This is a genomic window from Peribacillus sp. FSL P2-0133, from assembly GCF_037975445.1.
Lineage (GTDB): Bacteria > Bacillota > Bacilli > Bacillales > DSM-1321 > Peribacillus > Peribacillus simplex_E.
Window position 1 is genome coordinate 2,378,192 of record NZ_CP150254.1, and the last position, 17,484, is coordinate 2,395,675.

General features: G+C 39.1%; 13 protein-coding genes. 10 read left to right on the plus strand and 3 right to left on the minus strand.

What is annotated here, in order from left to right:
* Positions 1-107 precede the first annotated feature (107 nt).
* Together MKY17_RS11410 and MKY17_RS11415 are read left to right on the plus strand one after the other, a co-directional pair.
* Positions 108-1,064 carry a DMT family transporter gene (locus MKY17_RS11410; RefSeq protein ID WP_098371795.1) on the plus strand — a complete coding sequence of 319 codons (957 nt, stop codon included), beginning with the start codon at positions 108-110 and terminating at the stop codon, positions 1,062-1,064.
* The gene (locus MKY17_RS11415; RefSeq protein WP_098371796.1) at positions 1,065-1,949 is read left to right on the plus strand and encodes a DMT family transporter; all 885 of its coding nucleotides are present in this window, start codon (positions 1,065-1,067) and stop codon (positions 1,947-1,949) included.
* A gap of 263 nt (positions 1,950-2,212) precedes the next feature.
* Here MKY17_RS11415 and MKY17_RS11420 read toward each other — a convergent pair whose 3' ends face one another.
* From MKY17_RS11420 to MKY17_RS11430, 3 genes are all read right to left on the minus strand, one after another.
* Complete coding sequence (locus MKY17_RS11420) at positions 2,213-2,770, minus strand: MFS transporter (protein ID WP_098371797.1); 558 nt, start codon at positions 2,768-2,770, stop codon at positions 2,213-2,215.
* Complete coding sequence (locus tag MKY17_RS11425; RefSeq protein ID WP_098371798.1) at positions 2,767-4,197, minus strand: FAD-binding oxidoreductase; 1,431 nt, start codon at positions 4,195-4,197, stop codon at positions 2,767-2,769. Before MKY17_RS11425 ends, MKY17_RS11420 begins: the two co-directional genes overlap by 4 nt.
* A gap of 133 nt (positions 4,198-4,330) precedes the next feature.
* On the minus strand, positions 4,331-4,936 hold the full coding sequence (locus MKY17_RS11430) for a TetR/AcrR family transcriptional regulator (protein ID WP_098371799.1): 606 nt from the start codon (positions 4,934-4,936) through the stop codon (positions 4,331-4,333).
* A gap of 489 nt (positions 4,937-5,425) precedes the next feature.
* On the opposite strand from MKY17_RS11430, the gene MKY17_RS11435 reads away from it, so the two are divergent.
* The 8 genes from MKY17_RS11435 to hutH all read left to right on the plus strand — a co-directional run bounded on the left by MKY17_RS11435 (position 5,426) and on the right by hutH (position 17,421).
* Complete coding sequence (locus tag MKY17_RS11435; RefSeq protein ID WP_098371800.1) at positions 5,426-6,745, plus strand: MFS transporter; 1,320 nt, start codon at positions 5,426-5,428, stop codon at positions 6,743-6,745.
* 315 nt (positions 6,746-7,060) lie between these two features.
* The gene (locus tag MKY17_RS11440; protein ID WP_098371801.1) at positions 7,061-8,530 is read left to right on the plus strand and encodes a response regulator transcription factor; all 1,470 of its coding nucleotides are present in this window, start codon (positions 7,061-7,063) and stop codon (positions 8,528-8,530) included.
* Between the two features lie 195 nt (positions 8,531-8,725).
* Entirely contained in the window at positions 8,726-10,399 is a 1,674-nt protein-coding gene (hutU, locus tag MKY17_RS11445; RefSeq protein ID WP_098371802.1) for a urocanate hydratase, read from the plus strand.
* On the plus strand, positions 10,399-11,697 hold the full coding sequence (gene hutI / locus MKY17_RS11450; RefSeq protein ID WP_098371803.1) for an imidazolonepropionase: 1,299 nt from the start codon (positions 10,399-10,401) through the stop codon (positions 11,695-11,697). The genes hutU and hutI overlap by 1 nt, the downstream gene beginning before the upstream one ends.
* Before the next feature lie 484 nt (positions 11,698-12,181).
* Entirely contained in the window at positions 12,182-13,504 is a 1,323-nt protein-coding gene (locus MKY17_RS11455; protein WP_098371804.1) for an MFS transporter, read from the plus strand.
* Between the two features lie 441 nt (positions 13,505-13,945).
* Positions 13,946-14,098, plus strand: a complete 153-nt coding sequence (locus MKY17_RS11460) for a hypothetical protein (protein WP_179891081.1) — start codon at positions 13,946-13,948, stop codon at positions 14,096-14,098.
* A gap of 302 nt (positions 14,099-14,400) precedes the next feature.
* Complete coding sequence (locus MKY17_RS11465) at positions 14,401-15,786, plus strand: MFS transporter (protein ID WP_098371805.1); 1,386 nt, start codon at positions 14,401-14,403, stop codon at positions 15,784-15,786.
* Positions 15,787-15,861: 75 nt separating this feature from the next.
* Positions 15,862-17,421 (plus strand): histidine ammonia-lyase, encoded by a 1,560-nt coding sequence (gene hutH, locus MKY17_RS11470; RefSeq protein WP_286177060.1) that lies wholly within the window; start codon positions 15,862-15,864, stop codon positions 17,419-17,421.
* Positions 17,422-17,484 lie beyond the last annotated feature (63 nt).

Sequence of the window (17,484 nt, forward strand, 5' to 3'; positions counted from 1 at the left end):
TAAAAACTGTACCGTTACAGATGCTTCTTATTTGTATTGTATCGTAGTGGAACTTTTAATACGATACTAACAACCGGCCGGGTGTTGAAAAGGAGGATTTACTCAATATGCCAGAACATAAAAAAGCCTATATTGCGGCGATACTATATGCCTTTATAATTGGATTTTCATTTATTTTTACAAAAATATCATTAATGGAAGCAAGTCCGTTAGATACATTGGCACATCGATTTACGATGGCTTTTTTGATCGCGATAATTATTAAGCTGTATCGGAGGACATCAGTGAAAATGAGCGCAACCGATACTTTGAAAATTCTTCCGTTGGTGTTCCTTTATCCAATTTTATTCTTTACATTTCAAGTGTTTGGGCTCGTATATACCTCATCTTCAGAAGCGGGTATTATCCAAGCGACCATACCAATTTTCACGTTATTATCAGCTTCATTATTTTTGAAAGAATACGCAGGTAAAGGTCAAAAAATTTCCCTTTATTTTTCTGTGATGGGGGTTATCTTTATCTTTGTCATGAATGACTTGCAACTTGCGGCTCACAGTTTGAAGGGAACGATTCTGATCTTATTATCCTCGATTGCTGCCGCTCTCTATAATGTGGTAGCGAGGAAGGTAACAAAGCAATATTCACTATTTACGTTAACTTATGTGATGACGTTCTTTGGTTTTGTGACTTTTAATAGTATGGCCGTCATCAACCATATAATTAACCAATCTATTAGTAGCTTTTTATTACCCTTCACAAGTAGTGCATTCCTCATTTCAATCGTATATCTTGGGGGATTATCATCACTGCTTACTGCTTTTTTATCAAACTATGCATTATCTATATTACCAGCATCTAAAATGAGCGTTTTTAGTAATTTAGCGACATTGATTACGATTATAGCAGGGATGATTTTCTTACATGAAGCGATTCATTATTATCATGTTATAGGTGCAATGATTATTCTTGTTGGGGTAATCGGCACGAATTATTTTGGTGGAATTCAATCAAAGCATATTAGTAAGACTATTGCCGATCCATTGCTGAAAAGAGAGGTAAAGTGAATGAATAAATATGTGTTGTTACTGTTGATTAGTGGTATATGGGGATCTCAATTCTTCTTTATTGCATTAGTCATAGAAAATGTTGGGGTTATTACATTGTCAGCCATCAAAGCATGTATCGGCGGTATCTGTTTACTCTTCTTTGGTTTTTTTTTATCAAAAGAAGAGCGAAGAGTACCTAGGAGTTATTATAAATGGTATATAATCATTGCTTTTTTCGAGGTTGTACTACCATTCGTGTTTATTGCACAAGGCCAGAAATCGGTGCCTAGCAGTTTCGCAGCGGTGCTGATTGGAATGGTTCCCGTCTTTACCATCCTCCTTTTACTAGCATTTTTCAAAAGAAAAAGCACAAAGCCGGAGATTACAAGTATCCTATTCGGATTTGCAGGTATTGTCTTCCTTTCCTGGCCAACACAAGGATTCCAAGACCATTCTAACAGTATTCAGGGTAACATCCTATTGATATTGGCTGCCATGAGTTTTGGATTATCATTGATTTTGATGGAGAAATTAAACGAGGGATCTTCCGTTATTCATATGAGAAATGTATTGCTGATTGCCAGTGCATTGCTCATTCCCATGTCCCTTTTGTTTGAGCAATCTTTCAAATTGGATTTAGCACGATCTCAATCTATCTACTTAGCGATTTTAGGCATTTTCCATGCAGGTGTTGTTTATGCATTATTTAATAGGCTGATTCGGCAAGAAGGCGCATTATTTACTTCATATAGTAATTATATAGTGCCTGTCATCGGAATGATTTTAGGCTTTTTCCTTTTACATGAAGCGTTGTCTATTCATCAGTTGATTGGAATGGGTATAATTATGATGTCATTAGTTTTTTTAGACGGAAAAATAATAACCAAGTTGATAAGAAAGTAGTATTTTATTATATGTGCTCTGGTCCGATATCTTTAATTGTACTAATTAACGCAGTAAGTTTAGAATTCGTATATTTAACGAATCCAAAATGAGAAAAGGGGAGCAGGTTTAATATATCTTTGTAAGACCATTTTTTGTTTTTTGATCCGCAAATGATTTACATAGTAGAAGAAGCATCTGCTGAGGTTAATCCAGATGCTTCTTCTACTAAAAGGGGTAACTGATTTATTAGCGCTAACCAGAAATAAATGCTTATATTTTATTTATTCTGCATTAGATAGTGAAGCGTTTTTATCTATCTTCATTACAATAAATCCACTCCAGGCAAACATTAAGGAAGCAATGTAAAAGATGCTGCCGATCGTTAAAAAGTCGACTAAATATCCGGTTGCAATCACCGCAGCTGCAGCACCGATGGATGTCCAAACATGGTAGTTTCCAATTTCCTCACCCGCTGTTTTCTTCGTAACATATCTTGCAAGTACTGTTTTTTCTGTGTTTTTTTGTACTGCCCCAAGTACCCCCATAATGATTTGCAGGAGATAGACATGCCAAATTTCATATGCGAGAGGAAAGGCAAGAAGGATTAGTGCCATCCCCCATGAATAGACCAGGAGAAATGCTTTGTCACCGGCTTTGTCAGTGAATTTTCCGATTAAAGGATAGCTAAGTGCTGCAGTCAGTGAGAATATTCCATATGCCCAACCGAATTGCGAATAACTGGTGCCTACATTTTTGATTAGCAAAATATAAAAAGGGAAAATCATGCTGGCAGCCATTCCAACAGTGCCTTGGTAAAAAACGAAACGTTTATAATTCATGGATGATACTCCTCATAGAAAAGATTCATGAAGCGATTATCAGGATCATATTTCTTCTTTAATTGAAAGAATTCCTCAGTACGCGGATACGCTTCAAATAATTGTGTCTTGGTTGGATACCCATAATAGGGCAAATAGTAGCTGCCGTTATGGTCAAGCGTCACATCAATCATGTTTCGGATGACCCTTTCAGTATTTGCCTTACTTTCGTTATCTGTCCCTTGATTGATGAGCATTACAAGAGCGAACATATCATCCTTGGCATAGGACATGAGTGCTTCATCATTATGCTCCACATAACGAATTGTAATATTTAATAAGTTAAAATCTTTTTCATCAGATAAGGTTTTTCTTAAATCATCGATATAATCAGCAAATTGATCAATCGGAACGAAGTATTCTTGCAGCACTTCAGTTTTGGTTGGGTTGCTGTAATCCATAAAGGCTGAGTCCGACCGCATCACATTATTCCTCGAAACCAAGTTACCATCAATATTGGCCGTGTAGGTTCTTTGAGTTTCCCAAAACCTTTCTTTACCCCAGTCATTATAACGTGAGAGACCAAGAAAGAATTTAGGCACGGCAATGATCGTTTCCCGTTTGAGAGTATTGTAGTTAGATAGCTGTGTTTGGTCATTTGCTCTATAATAATCCGTTACATACATTTCATCCAAATACGAGCCAGGAGCCACAGATATTCTTGCAAGATGCATTTTAACATCATCGTTTTGAAGAACTTCTCTTTTAAAGTACGAAGTATATTCATCATAATGGAGTGATTTGGTTTTAATTTTATAAAGTTCGTCATCTGTAAGGTGGAGTGTTACATCGAGTATTACTCCAAACAAGCCATACCCGCCAATAACCGAATGGAAGAGCTCCGAATTTTCTTCGCGGCTCACTGTAAGGATTTGTCCTTTTGCGTTAAGCAACCTAAAAGATTCCACGGTTTCTATCAAGGCATGATGACGGATATCGCGGCCATGGACATTAACGCTCAAAGAACCGCCAATGGTAAAAATGTTTTGAGATTGACTGACCTTCAGTGCAAGTCCATATGGGTTGATATATTCCTGGAGAGCAGCCCAGGTTGCTCCGCTTTGGACCGTGATGCGTTTTTCATTTACATCCAAATCAAGTATTTTATCATAATGCTTCATATCGAGCAGGATCCCATTTGGATATAATGTCTGACCTCCTTGGCTATGCTGCATTCCGGCAATGGAAATGGGATCATCGTTTTTTTCGGCATCTAAAACGACCATTTTGATTGCTTCTTCACTATCTTCTGCCTTTATCGCTTTCATTTTAACTGGCATCAGACGGCTGATATCTTCTGCAATAGGGTGATCAAGCTTGAAATTAAAAGCCTGCAGTGATAATCCAAATAATAGTGCATATAGGATGATAAAGAAAAATTGTTTCATGATATCTGGCTTTCGACTCCTCGTTTAATATGTCTGACACTCAATTGAAATAATACAAATGTATGAACTTATAGATTAATGGAGTTACCCTGACCAATCAGTGTGATTGAAAATGAATCTTTTGATTTATGTATTAGTTCTTCGTTTTCAGCCCATTAATGATTGTTTTGGTTAGCGGTATGGATAGTGATTCCAAGCTTTGTTCTGAGTTGTTTAATCCCCAATGATAGATGATTCCCATCAGGCTTTGGGTGATAAGCTGTGAAATTTCGTTAACTGATTGGTCAGTGTCAATGTCGTTTTGTTCTTTAGCCTCTTCAACTAATGAACGAATAATTTGGAAGAGTGAGCGATTTGAATTCAAAAAGTAAGTATGTTCTTTTGAATCTAAAGCGGAACTGTAAATCACTTTCATTAAATTTTTGCCCATTTCTTCTTCCAGAAAACGCATCAATTTGCATATGAAAATAAACAATTTCTCTGTAGCGTCCATACCGATTGGGAACGAATGGAAGACTTCGCGATAGTAATCATCGACTTCTATGAATCTCACTAAAAAAATGTCCGATTTCGCTGAAAAGTGTTGGTAAAATGACCCTTTTGATGTGCCGCTTTTTTTCACGATCTCGTCAACGGTAACTTTATCATAACCTTTTTCGCTAAATAGCTTTAAAGATATTTTTAAAATTTTTTCACGAGTCTTTTCTCCCCTAAGCTGTTTCTTTCTGGGTTCAATCATAAAAAACCTCCAAATGATAATTGACAGAATATTCCTGTATAGTTTAATATCAGACTACAGTCTAGTTAAATGATTGGTGGTCTATTTAATCTAACGTAGATCATCAATAATCACAACGCTTTCTTAATTGTATTTTGCGAATTTAGAAAGCGCTTACAAAGATTTGGTATCAAGTATGGGGGAGGTTAATTCATTTTAAATACGAGGTTTTTTTCAAATAGAAGAATTAGTTGAAAAGGTTGGTTAGATTTTTCTGAACATTCCTATACAATTGGTTACTGTCATGTTGAAAGGCTTATTCCTCTTTAGCCATGAGTAAATGGATTGTATTTATTATATTGTTGGATTCAGTATATGTAAATGGAGGGGGGGATCAGGATAAATTGATGGTCCTAGGAATGAACCAGATTGTCGGGAAGCAGGAAAAGAGATGTGCGGTAAACGGATTATTTTTTGGGAAATAGTAGCATGAAAAGGGAGGAAATAATCATGAATCATTCCAGTGGTGAAATAGGGAAAAGAACGATCAGTAAAACGATGAAACGCATACTTCCATTTATCTTGCTCCTTTATATCATTGCTTACTTGGACAGGGTCAATTTAGGCTATGCTGCTTTACAAATGAATGCAGAATTAGCCTTATCCGCTGAAGTTTTTGGATTGCTTTCCGGCATTTTTTTTATAGGTTATTTCTTCTTTGAAGTTCCAAGCAACATGATCATGCATAAAGTGGGAGCTCGGATATGGATTGCCCGTATAATGATTTCGTGGGGACTCGTGGTAATATTGACAGGTTTTGCCCAAACAACGATGCATTTATATATTCTCCGTTTTTTATTAGGTGTCGCCGAAGCTGGTTTTTTTCCTGGGGTAATTTTGTATTTAACTTATTGGTTCAGGGCCCGCGAAAGAGGAAGGGCCACAGCGGTTTTGCTTTTAGCCCTACCGATTGGCGGATTGATTGGTGCGCCTGCATCGACATGGATTCTTGACAATATTTCCTGGTTGGGTATGGCAGGATGGAGATGGATGTTCATCCTTGAAGGAATTCCGGCCATTATTATTGGAATTGTTGTTGTTTTCTATTTAACTAATAGACCGACCAACGCTAAATGGTTATCTAAGGAAGAAAGTGATTGGCTAGAAGGGGAATTGAATGCGGAAAGAAAAGTTAGCTCGAATATAAATAAAGTTACTAAGCTTGATATGCTGAAAGATTCGAAAATCTGGAAGTTGGCCCTTTTTTATTTCGCTGGGTACACATCTATCTATGGATTGTCATTCTGGATGCCAACCATCATAAAATCTTTATCGGAAAATGCGACAACCAATCTAGAAATTGGCTGGTTAGCGATGATTCCATCGTTAGTCGGTATACCTGCCATTATGTTTGTAGGCTGGAATTCAGATCGGACCAATGAACATAAATCACACTTGCTCGTTTGCCTCATGATTGCAGTTGTCGGGTTTATCGGGTGCGGCTTTTCAGATAGTGTCTTTATGATGGTGCTTATGTTAACGATTACATCTTTAGGGTTATACGGGTTCAGTGGATGTTTCTTTGCCTATATGACATTTTTCTTCACTGAGTCCACTGCGCCAGTTGGAATAGCCATAGTCAATTCATTTGCAGCTTTAGGGGGTTTTGTAGGACCGATGATTCTCGGAACTGTTGCATTTACTCAAGGGATGTTTATTTTATCCGGATTACTTGTGATGGGAGTCATCACCCTATTATCATTAAAATTGACAAGTGCTTCAGATGAAAACATCGTAAAAGAAGTTGAAGTCAATATTAATCAATTATAAAGGTTCTAAATGTATTGAAGATTAAAAGTGACTAAAAAAGAAACATCACTTGGAAATCATAAGGTTTCCATGATGTTTCTTTTTATATTTTCATATAGGAAGTACATATATATGGGATGAAAATATTGGTTGAACATGTCAAAATTCAATCTAATTCGAAGGTTCTGCCCAATAAGACTTGTTTGTGGTTTTAGGCGGGATTAGAATGGAGATGTGATACAAGTGCTTTCGAAAAGGCAAGGGAGTCCTTTTCTTTTCAAGTACTGACTTCATTTTTATTCATTACAGGAATAACAGCAGAAATGAGGTGATGATGTGGAAATTCATTTGGTGGCGAAAGATGAGATTGAGGCTCAAGGAATTCGTTGGATAGTGGAGTCCCACCTAACGGGAGTCAGACTGATCTTATGGAAAACGATTGAAGAATTTGAAAAGGGCATACGCAATCAGCAACCGGAATTCGTTATTTTGGATATGGATATTTGGACGGATGAAAGTGAGGCGATGGGTGTTTCGTTAAAGCGGAGGGGAATTCGATGGTTAGGCATTTCATCTGAGCGAATCTTTCAAACGGCTTATCGAGCCTTACGCTTTCGTGCTGAAGATGTTTTATTCCGACCTTTTTCTTCGGCAGATCTGGTAAAACATATCCAACAATTGCGTTTTCAATTGAGAAATGGTCCTGGTCTTCTTTCGACAAACACCATGGATGATGGGAATGCTCTGGATATTGGATATCCGGATTTCTTCTTGACAGACCGGAGGCATGAAAGTCGAATAACCATGGTCGCTTTTTTGACACCTGATAACAGGACCCTTCCTTTAGTTTATGATGAACTGCAACGATATTCTTTTACTGGGAAGAATCAAATCTTCGCTTTATCGGATTTTATTTTATGTGTCCAGGAAACGAAGGAAAAAGAGGTATATAAGGAAGAGTACCAAGCGTTCCTTGCTCACTGGAAAGAAAGAATGGATGAGCCACTTGCCATCATAATAAAAGCGGCAACTTCAGATGAGTCTTTAAAAAGGATGTATCAGCAAACACGTGAATTTACGAGACAAATCTTTTTCGATGGATATGATATCATTTTAGCCGAAAGTCAACAGACTTCGCATCAAGAGATGGACCCATTCCTCACTCCTCTTGAACAAAGACTTTGGATAGAAATGCTCGAAAGGCGGGATGCGAAAGCCATCAGGAACTGGATTGAGCGTGAATTCCTTACTTTTGAACGACCATACCCCGACCCGGAAATCGTTCGTATCCGCCTTACAAGCGTACTCGCACAGATTCGTAGGCATATGAAATCATACGACTTGCAAAATGCTTCTCTAGAAGCAATATATTATGATGTATTTCAGCAAATTGTACATAAACCTGTCATCCATCAAATAGTAAAAGAGCTGCATGCGTTCACCACCCATATGCTTCTGCAGGATCATGGACAATTACAGGAAGGGGCACGCACACTTAGCGAAAAAGCAAGGGAGATGATCGAGTCCAACTATTGGGACGCCCAGTGGAATCTAGCGAGTTGTGCAGATACTCTGCGTATCAATAAAAGCACACTCAGCCGTCGTTTTGCGGCTGAATCCGGCGAATCTTTTCGAAATACTCTGCATCAAGTTCGAATTAGGGAAGCTAAGCGTTTATTAAAGGAAACGGATTTATCATTGGAGGAAATTTCACAATTAGCCGGCTATTCACATCAAACTTATTTCAATGCCAAATTCAAACTGCTTGAAGGTTGTACACCATCAGCATATCGGTCTGGATTATAAAAAAGGACGATTCAATAAATGAATCGTCTTTTTTTTATTTATTCATAACAATGTAATTATTGAAATTATTCATAAAAAAATAAAGTTAACTGCAAAAACTTAAAATAAATTATAAAATAATCATTAAACTATAATTAATTATTCTGAATTTTTCTTATAGAATGAATATATAACAAAAACAAGGGGGAAATGAAAATGAACACGATTACAAACAAGGTTATCCGTTATACTGGAACAGAATTGCATACTAAAGGATGGCAACAAGAAGCAGTGCTTAGAATGCTTATGAATAATTTGGATCCTGAAGTTGCTGAACGACCAGAAGATTTGGTGGTATACGGAGGGATTGGGAAAGCAGCTCGTAACTGGGAATGCTTTGATGCAATCGTCAAATCACTAAAAGAGCTTGAAGAAGATGAAACTTTACTTGTCCAATCAGGGAAACCGGTGGCAATTTTTAAAACGCATTCGGATGCACCACGTGTCCTGCTTGCAAATTCAAATATCGTCCCTGCATACGCGAACTGGGAAACATTCCATGAACTTGATAAAAAGGGATTGATGATGTATGGCCAGATGACAGCAGGCAGCTGGATATATATCGGATCTCAAGGGATCGTACAAGGTACATACGAGACCTTTGCAGAGCTTGCAAAACAACATTTCAATAACTCGTTAAAAGGCACCATTACTCTAACTGCAGGTTTAGGCGGAATGGGAGGGGCACAGCCGTTAGCAGTTACGATGAACGGTGGTGTCTGTATCGGGATCGATGTTGATGAGACAAGAATTGACAGGAGGATTGAGACTCGTTATACCGATGTGAAAACGGATTCATTGGATGAAGCCATTCGTTTAGCCAATGAAGCTAAACTTGCAGGGAAAGCATTATCGATTGGTTTGATTGGGAATGCATCAGATATTCTTCCGGAAATGATCGCAAGGAACTTCATTCCTGATGTCTTGACTGATCAGACTTCGGCCCATGATCCGCTAAATGGATATACTCCTTCAGGCCTGTCAATGGTGGAGGCTGCAGAATTACGGAATGCAAATCCAGAAGAGTATATTAAACTCTCTAAAGCTTCAATGGCCAAACATGTAAGAGCGATGCTTGAAATGATGGAAAAAGGAGCCGTGACGTTTGATTATGGCAACAATATCCGTCAAGTTGCGAAAGATGAAGGGGTAGAGAATGCTTTTGACTTCCCAGGCTTCGTTCCAGCTTATATCCGTCCACAATTCTGTGAAGGTAAAGGTCCATTCCGCTGGGTGGCTTTATCTGGTGATCCAGAAGACATTTATAAAACAGACCAAGCCATTTTACGCGAATTCGCTGATAATGAACATTTATGTAACTGGATTAGAATGGCTCAAGAAAAAATTCAGTTCCAAGGTCTGCCTTCCCGCATATGCTGGCTTGGTTATGGGGAGCGCGCACGTTTTGGTAAAATCCTCAATGATATGGTTGCAAGCGGTGAATTGAAGGCCCCGATCGTAATTGGGCGTGACCATTTGGATTCTGGCTCTGTCGCTTCGCCGAATCGTGAAACGGAAGCCATGAAGGATGGTTCCGATGTAGTGGCTGACTGGCCGATCTTAAATGCAATGGTGAATGCTGTGGGCGGTGCAACCTGGGTTTCCGTACATCATGGCGGCGGCGTAGGAATGGGTTACTCCATGCATGCAGGCGTTGTAATTGTGGCAGACGGCACAAAAGAAGCAGCAGCCAGGATTGAGCGAGTGTTGACAACGGACCCTGGGATGGGTGTAGTGCGTCATGTTGACGCAGGATATGAACTGGCAGAGGAAACAGCACGTGAAAGAGGTATTAATATCCCGATGCTTGATAAAGGAATTGATAAATAATGACAAAACCAATTTGGATAAAACATGCCGCTCAACTTGCAACCCTTACCTCTGATAGGAAAGGTCCTCGTTCCAAAGAGGCAATGTCAGAGCTTGGGTTGATCGAAGATGGAAGTATATGGATGGAATCTGGTTTGATCCAAGCGATCGGTACGACCAAAGAATTGGAAGAACTCTATGCAGATAGAATGCATGAAGCTGAAGTCTTTGATGCAACTGGCCATTTGGTGACACCTGGGCTAGTTGATCCACATACGCATGTTGTATATGGCGGGAGTCGGGAACGTGAATTTGAAATGCGTCTAGAAGGCGCAACATATATGGATATTATGAACGCAGGTGGGGGCATCCATGCTACCACCCGCATGACAAGGGAAGCAAGTGAAGAAGAATTGATGGAGCAAACCATGCGACGACTTGATTCGTTTCTCGCTCATGGCGTGACTACAGTAGAAGGTAAAAGCGGTTATGGAATGAATTTGGAAACCGAATTAAAGCAGTTGCGGGTGATGAAAAAGTTACAGGAAGAGCATCCGATTGATCTAGTTCCTACTTTTATGGGAGCCCATGCGGTTCCAAAGGATTATAAAGGCCGCGAGGATGAATTTGTCGATCATCTGATTAATGATATGCTTCCAATCGTCTCTGAAGAAAAGCTTGCAGAATTCAATGATGTCTTTTGTGAAAAGGGGGTTTTTACCCCTGAACAATCAGAGCGGATTTTAAAGGCGGGGAAAAAGTACGGCTTGATCCCTAAAATTCATGCAGATGAAATTGAGCCATACGGTGGAGCTGAATTAGCTGCGAAGATAGGGGCCATTTCAGCTGAGCATTTGTTAAAAGCTTCCGATGAGGGGATTACTGCTATGGCGAAGTCAGGCACCATTGCCTGCTTGCTTCCAGCCACCGCCTTGTATTTGCGAGAAGAAGCGGCCCCTGGACGACGAATGGTTGATGAAGGTGTGGCTGTTGCCATTTCGACAGATTGCAATCCCGGATCTTCACCGACGACATCCATGCCTCTAGTCATGAATCTGGCATGCATTTCGATGCGCCTTACCCCTGCAGAAGCACTGACGGCGGCGACATACAATGCTGCTTGTGCAATCAACAGGCAAGAAAGGGTCGGATCCCTTGAAGTCGGAAAACAAGCGGATGTCGTTTTATGGAATGTTGAAAACTATCAGGAGTTGCAATATCTATTTGGGGTCAATCACGTTAAGTCTGTATGGAAAAATGGTGTGCAAGTTGTGAATGATAAAGTGAAGACTGATTTCAAAAGCCTGACTGGTCTATAAAATTCACTAAAAGAAGAGAGGCTATACCTATTGACCCATCATTAGGTTGACCGGATCTCTCATGAAACGCCCATTTACTGAACTTCAATCTATGTATCAGGAGCCTCTTTATATCCGCTGGAATTTTGGCGGATGTAAAAAGGCTTTGATACGTAACATGATCTAACAGTATTCCGAGTTGCCAAAGCAAGAGATGTATCTGATATTTCAGCTGCACTGGTATACATGCTTCTACCCATGGTGGAATGCCTGCTAATGGTTTTTTTATATTTCACTAGAATTTGGCCAGTATCCGATTGTCATGTTTTTCTGTCTTGATCCGAGCTTCTCTATGGGGGCGAAACAGTCAAGACCAGGGTATTCATGATTGCAATTTATTACAGGCTGCATAATGCAGACTAAATTTAGGATTTTAAGATTACTGTTTTTAAGTTTAAAATCAGTCAGTATTGCTTCTCTCTAACAAACATCAAGGAGTGATCACATGTTGAGAAATAACTATCGTTATTTTATCATTTTTATGATTATTGTTATTACAATCATAAATTATATTGATAGAGGTGCACTTTCATATGCCCAAGCTGAAATAATCAAGGAGTTCAATTTAGATCCAGTAAGTTGGGGAGCGATCCTGGGGTATTTTGGATATGGATATATATTCGGTGCACTATTTGGTGGTGCTTTAGCAGATAAGAAAGGCCCTAAATTCATGTGGATCATTGCCGGAACTACATGGTCTTTTTTTGAAATTGGGACAATATTCGCAGGTCACATAGGTGCAGCATTATTTGGAGGCTCTGCCTTGGCAGGATTTGCGGTGTTTCGTGTTTTATTTGGTTTAGCTGAAGGACCTACCTTATCAACGATGAACCGAACGATGGCAAACTGGGTATCTCCTAAAGAAAAAGGGTTTGCTGTAGCACTTGGATTAGTTGGAACGCCAATTGGAGCATTAATTACTGCACCCATCGTAGTAGGTCTTCTAACATTCACTAACTGGAAAGTAACATTTGTTATTCTCGGTATATTAGGCTTTATTTGGGTAGCAATTTGGAACAAAGTATTTACAAACTTACCTGAAGATCATCCAAGAGTCTCGAAAACCGAACTAGAAGAAATTCGAAGAGCAGATATTTTAATAAAAGGTGAGACGAAATTAGACGAACAAATAAATGTACCATGGTACCATTTTTTTAAAAACCCTACGTTAGTATTTAATGCAATTGGATATTTTGCCTTTTTATATGTAAATATTTTATTACTTACATGGACCCCAAAATATCTGCAAGATGAATTTAATTATTCACTTTCTTCACTTTCATATATTGGGATGATTCCCTGGGTAGGAGCTATTATCACTGGATTATTAGGTGGTAAAATCTCGGATATATTACGCAGGAAAACAGGGAATTTACGAATTGCCAGATCTTGGTTCACAGTAGTCTCATTATTTTGTACAGCTGTATGTTTTATGTTGATTCCGACTGTCGAGAGTGCGGCGGCCGTACTTGCTTTAATGTGTATAGGAAATGCCTTTAATTATTTACCTAATTCCATTTATTGGATCGTGGTTCTAGATACAGAACCGAATAAAGCTGGAACATTTGGCGGGGTAACTCATTTCATTGCCAATCTGGCTACCATTATTGCCCCTACCTTGACAGGAAGTCTTGTCGCCATATATGGATATAATGCCATGTTTATTGCAGCATCAATAGCCGTCACGATTGGTATGATAGCCATGGTTTTCGTGAAGCCTGGCAAACAAGGTAACACATCGGAAACCACCAATAATATGGTTAGCTAAGATAAGGCATAAATGGATGATATTGATTACGGATTATGTATTTCACTTTCAGAAGAAGTTTACAAGAGGAGCATCCGATTGATCTTGTTCCTACTTTTATGAGAGCCCATGGGTTCCAAAGGATATAAAGGCTGTGAGCATGAATTTGTCGAGTAAAAACCCTCTTTAAGGCCATTTGTTAAGAGTGATTCCTAAAGCCTGACTGTCCTTTAAGAATCACTAAAAAAGATAAGGCCTTGCTCTTCAGTCAATGTCTACCCATTTCAGCAGATGAATTGGGCTTTTAGAAGTATTTATCCACATGTAATGGTGTTGAATAGTAGGATGGTGGTTTATCATCCTACCCATTGGCAGCGTTAAACACTTTACTGCTTTACAGTGAAATTAAATGAAAGTGTTTTAAGGAAATGTGGAAATGAATCTCCATGTGGAGGGAATTTTATGTGGGTAATCACCATCCATTCGAAAAATGGCATAAAAATGTTTGAGTTTACTACAGAAAAGGAAGCTAGGGAAAAATTTGAGGTAATAGAAGGCTGTAAAATCCTTAGTGAAGTCATTTATTTCAATGATAAACAATTGATCGAATCCTAAAACTATATTTTCATAATTAAATAGAAATTAAAAGGTAGAATCGTTTGAAATAAATTATAAAAAGATTACTATTTCATAATATTCTTTGCCGAAATAGTACTAGTCTTAACCATAAAATGAAAACTACCTATAAGTGCAATATTTCTAACAGGTGTACATTCCTTGTTTGGAAGGTCAGTAAAATATCATTTTTTAGTGTGAACTGAAATCTATTCATTTAATTTCAGGGTCAATACCGGAGTACTGCAGTAAAATTTTTTTTGATCCATAAATCTGATAAATCAAAAAATGGAGGGGATTCTTTGAACGAACAAAAATATACTATAGACGATGCCCCATTTAATAAGTTTCATTTTCGTATTGCTGGCCTTACCTTTGGATCAAGCTTCTGTGATGGTTATTCACTTGGAATCATTGCGATGGCTCTGACAGTACTTGGTCCTCAATTGGAGTTAAATGCAATGTGGACTGGATTGATTGGAAGTTCTGCATTAATCGGTCTTTTTGGGGGAGCGTTGGTACTTGGAAGACTTTCTGATCGTATTGGCAGACAGAAAATCTTTCTCGTAAACTTTTTACTGATCACGATTGCTACTATTTTACAATTTTTTGTTAGTGGTCCAGAAGAACTTCTCATTTTACGGTTACTAATTGGTTTTGGACTTGGAGGAGATTATGCTGTCGGTACGACTCTACTCGCCGAGTTTTCACCAAAAAAATATCGCTCCTCGCTCCTCGCGTCCATAAATGTAGTATGGACGCTTGGATATGTAGCTTCAAACTTTGTTGGTCATTACCTGGGACAGGTTGGGTCAGACTCATGGCGTTGGATGCTTATTAGTGCTGCCATTCCAGCTGTTGTGGTTTTAATCTTAAGAATAGGAACGCCTGAATCACCAAGATGGCTTGTCAGCATGGGGCGTGTCGAAGAAGCTCGCCAGATAGTAAAAAAACACCTTGGATCGAACGTTGAAATGGGAGAAACGTTTACTGGTACGGAAAATCAAAAGACTCTAGGATTTAGTGGACTTTTCAGCAAAAAGCTTCGTAAACGTACGGCTTTTGGTGGAATATTCAAATTAACTCTTGTTATTCCGTACTTTGCAATCTACACTTTCCTTCCGTCGATACTAAGTACAATGGGTTTTGAACAAAACTTTTTTGCCGATACGATGCTGAATCTATTCTTGCTTGTTGGGGCAATTTTCGGACTTTGGTTGCTCGCGAAATTTTCTCGTAGAGGATTTACCATCGGGGCTTTTACGATCCTTACTGTTTCATTGTTTTCACTCAGCTTCTTACACAATGGTTCTCAATTCTTAATGTTGACAGCCTTCTTGATCTTTACATTTTTCATGTCAGCAGCATCAAACCTTACATTAGTATACCCAGCAGAGCTTTTTCCAACTGAGATTCGTGGATCTGGAATAGGTATGGTTACGGCCATTAGTCGGATTGGTTCTGCAATTGGTACATTTCTGCTGCCTATTAGTCTAAATTCATTCGGATTAAGTACATCAATGATTGGTATGGCTGTGGTTCTGCTAATCGGTTTGATTGCATCGATTGCCTGGGCACCTGAAACGAAGAATCTTTCCTTGCATGAAGCGAGTGACCCATTACTAGAAGCGGGGAACTTTTCGAAGGGAACCGATATTCCCTTTACAGAAAATAAGAAAATAACATAAGATTAATTTCTAAATGAGAAGGACCAAAACTTTTTTCTCCTTCTTGATGAGTCAAAGGAGAGGAGCTGTGTAAGGATGACAATGACCGATTGTTTACATCCTAAAGATATTAAAGAGGTTGAACTAGGTGACGGTGCAATCTCAATCAATGAGATGATAGCGGTTGCAAGATATGGTGCAATCGTTACCTTCACACAGGCGTATTGTGAAAGGGTGGATCAATCACGAAGCTTAATAGAAAAGTTTTTAGATGATAATAGATTGATTTACGGTGTGACGACAGGGTTTGGCAGTAATATGACGGAGGTGATTTCTCCAGAAGACGCAGAAACCCTTCAACGGAATATTGTTCGTTCTCATGCTGTTTCGGTTGGGGAACCTCTTGAAAAAGAAGTAGTAAGAGCCATTCAATTGATGATACTTGTAAACTTAGGTCAAGGCTATTCAGGTGTCCGTTTACAAGTATTAAAGCTGATCGCTTCACTGTTAAATCACGATGTACTTCCCTATGTTCCAGGTGATGGGTCAGTGGGATATTTGTCTCCTGAAGCACACATGGCCTTATTGTTGATCGGGGAGGGACGGGCGTGGTACAACGATGAGCTTCTATCGGGAAAGGATGCGCTAGCCAAATCTGGATTAAAGCCTGTAACGCTTGGGTGTAAAGAAGGACTGGCTCTCATAAGCGGAACTCCTTCCGTCACTGCCCTGGCTGCTCTGGCTTTATACAATAGCATGCAAGCAGCGAAAACCGCAGACATTACGGGAGCTATGTCCTTAGAAGTGCTAAAAGGTACAATAAAAGCATTTGATCCCCGTCCCCATGCATTGAAAAAACATGAGGAACAGGCAAAGACAGCCAGAAATGTCACACGGATTCTTGAAGGCAGCCCAATCATTGATACATACAAGGAACATAGATTACAAGATGCGCTTAGTTTACGATGCATTCCACAAGTCCATGGAGCCATCAAAAGAGTTTTGAAAGACGCTGCTGTTTCAATTGAGAATGAAATGAACTCTGTTAGTGACAATCCTTTGATTTTTCCGGAAGAGGAAGATGGGATAGCACTCATGGCTGGAAATTTTGATGGTTCATTTGTTGGGATATACGCAGATACGATTTCCATAGCGCTAGCAAACTTAGCAAAAATAACAGAACGCAGAATAGATCGGCTTGTAAACCATCACCTAAGTGAATTACCTAATTTTTTAGTGGTTAATCCAGGTTTAAATAGTGGCTACATGATTCCACAATATACAGCTGCAGGGCTATTGAATGAAATCAGGGTGCTCTCGCATCCAGCCACGATAGATAATATCCCTACATGCGCAAATCAAGAAGACGTGATAAGTTTTGCTTATTTCGCTTCGAAGAAAGCCTATCAAATCTCAAAGAAACTTGAATATATTTTAGCCATTGAACTGATGACGGCAACGCAAGCAATGGATTTTCATCTACCATTGAAACCGTCACCGGTTACGGAGGGCGTATATCATTTAGTTCGGAGCCAAGTCCCGATGGTGGAAGAAGATCGCTTTTTTCACCCTGACATTGAATCGATTTATAGACAAATTCATGAAGGGGAAATAGTTATGCTAGTTGAAAAGGCGATTGGGGAAATGGAGTTCTAAAAAAAGATGGAAGCTGTTTTACTTTATTTTATAGAGTAAAGGGGCTTCCTTTTTCATTAATGA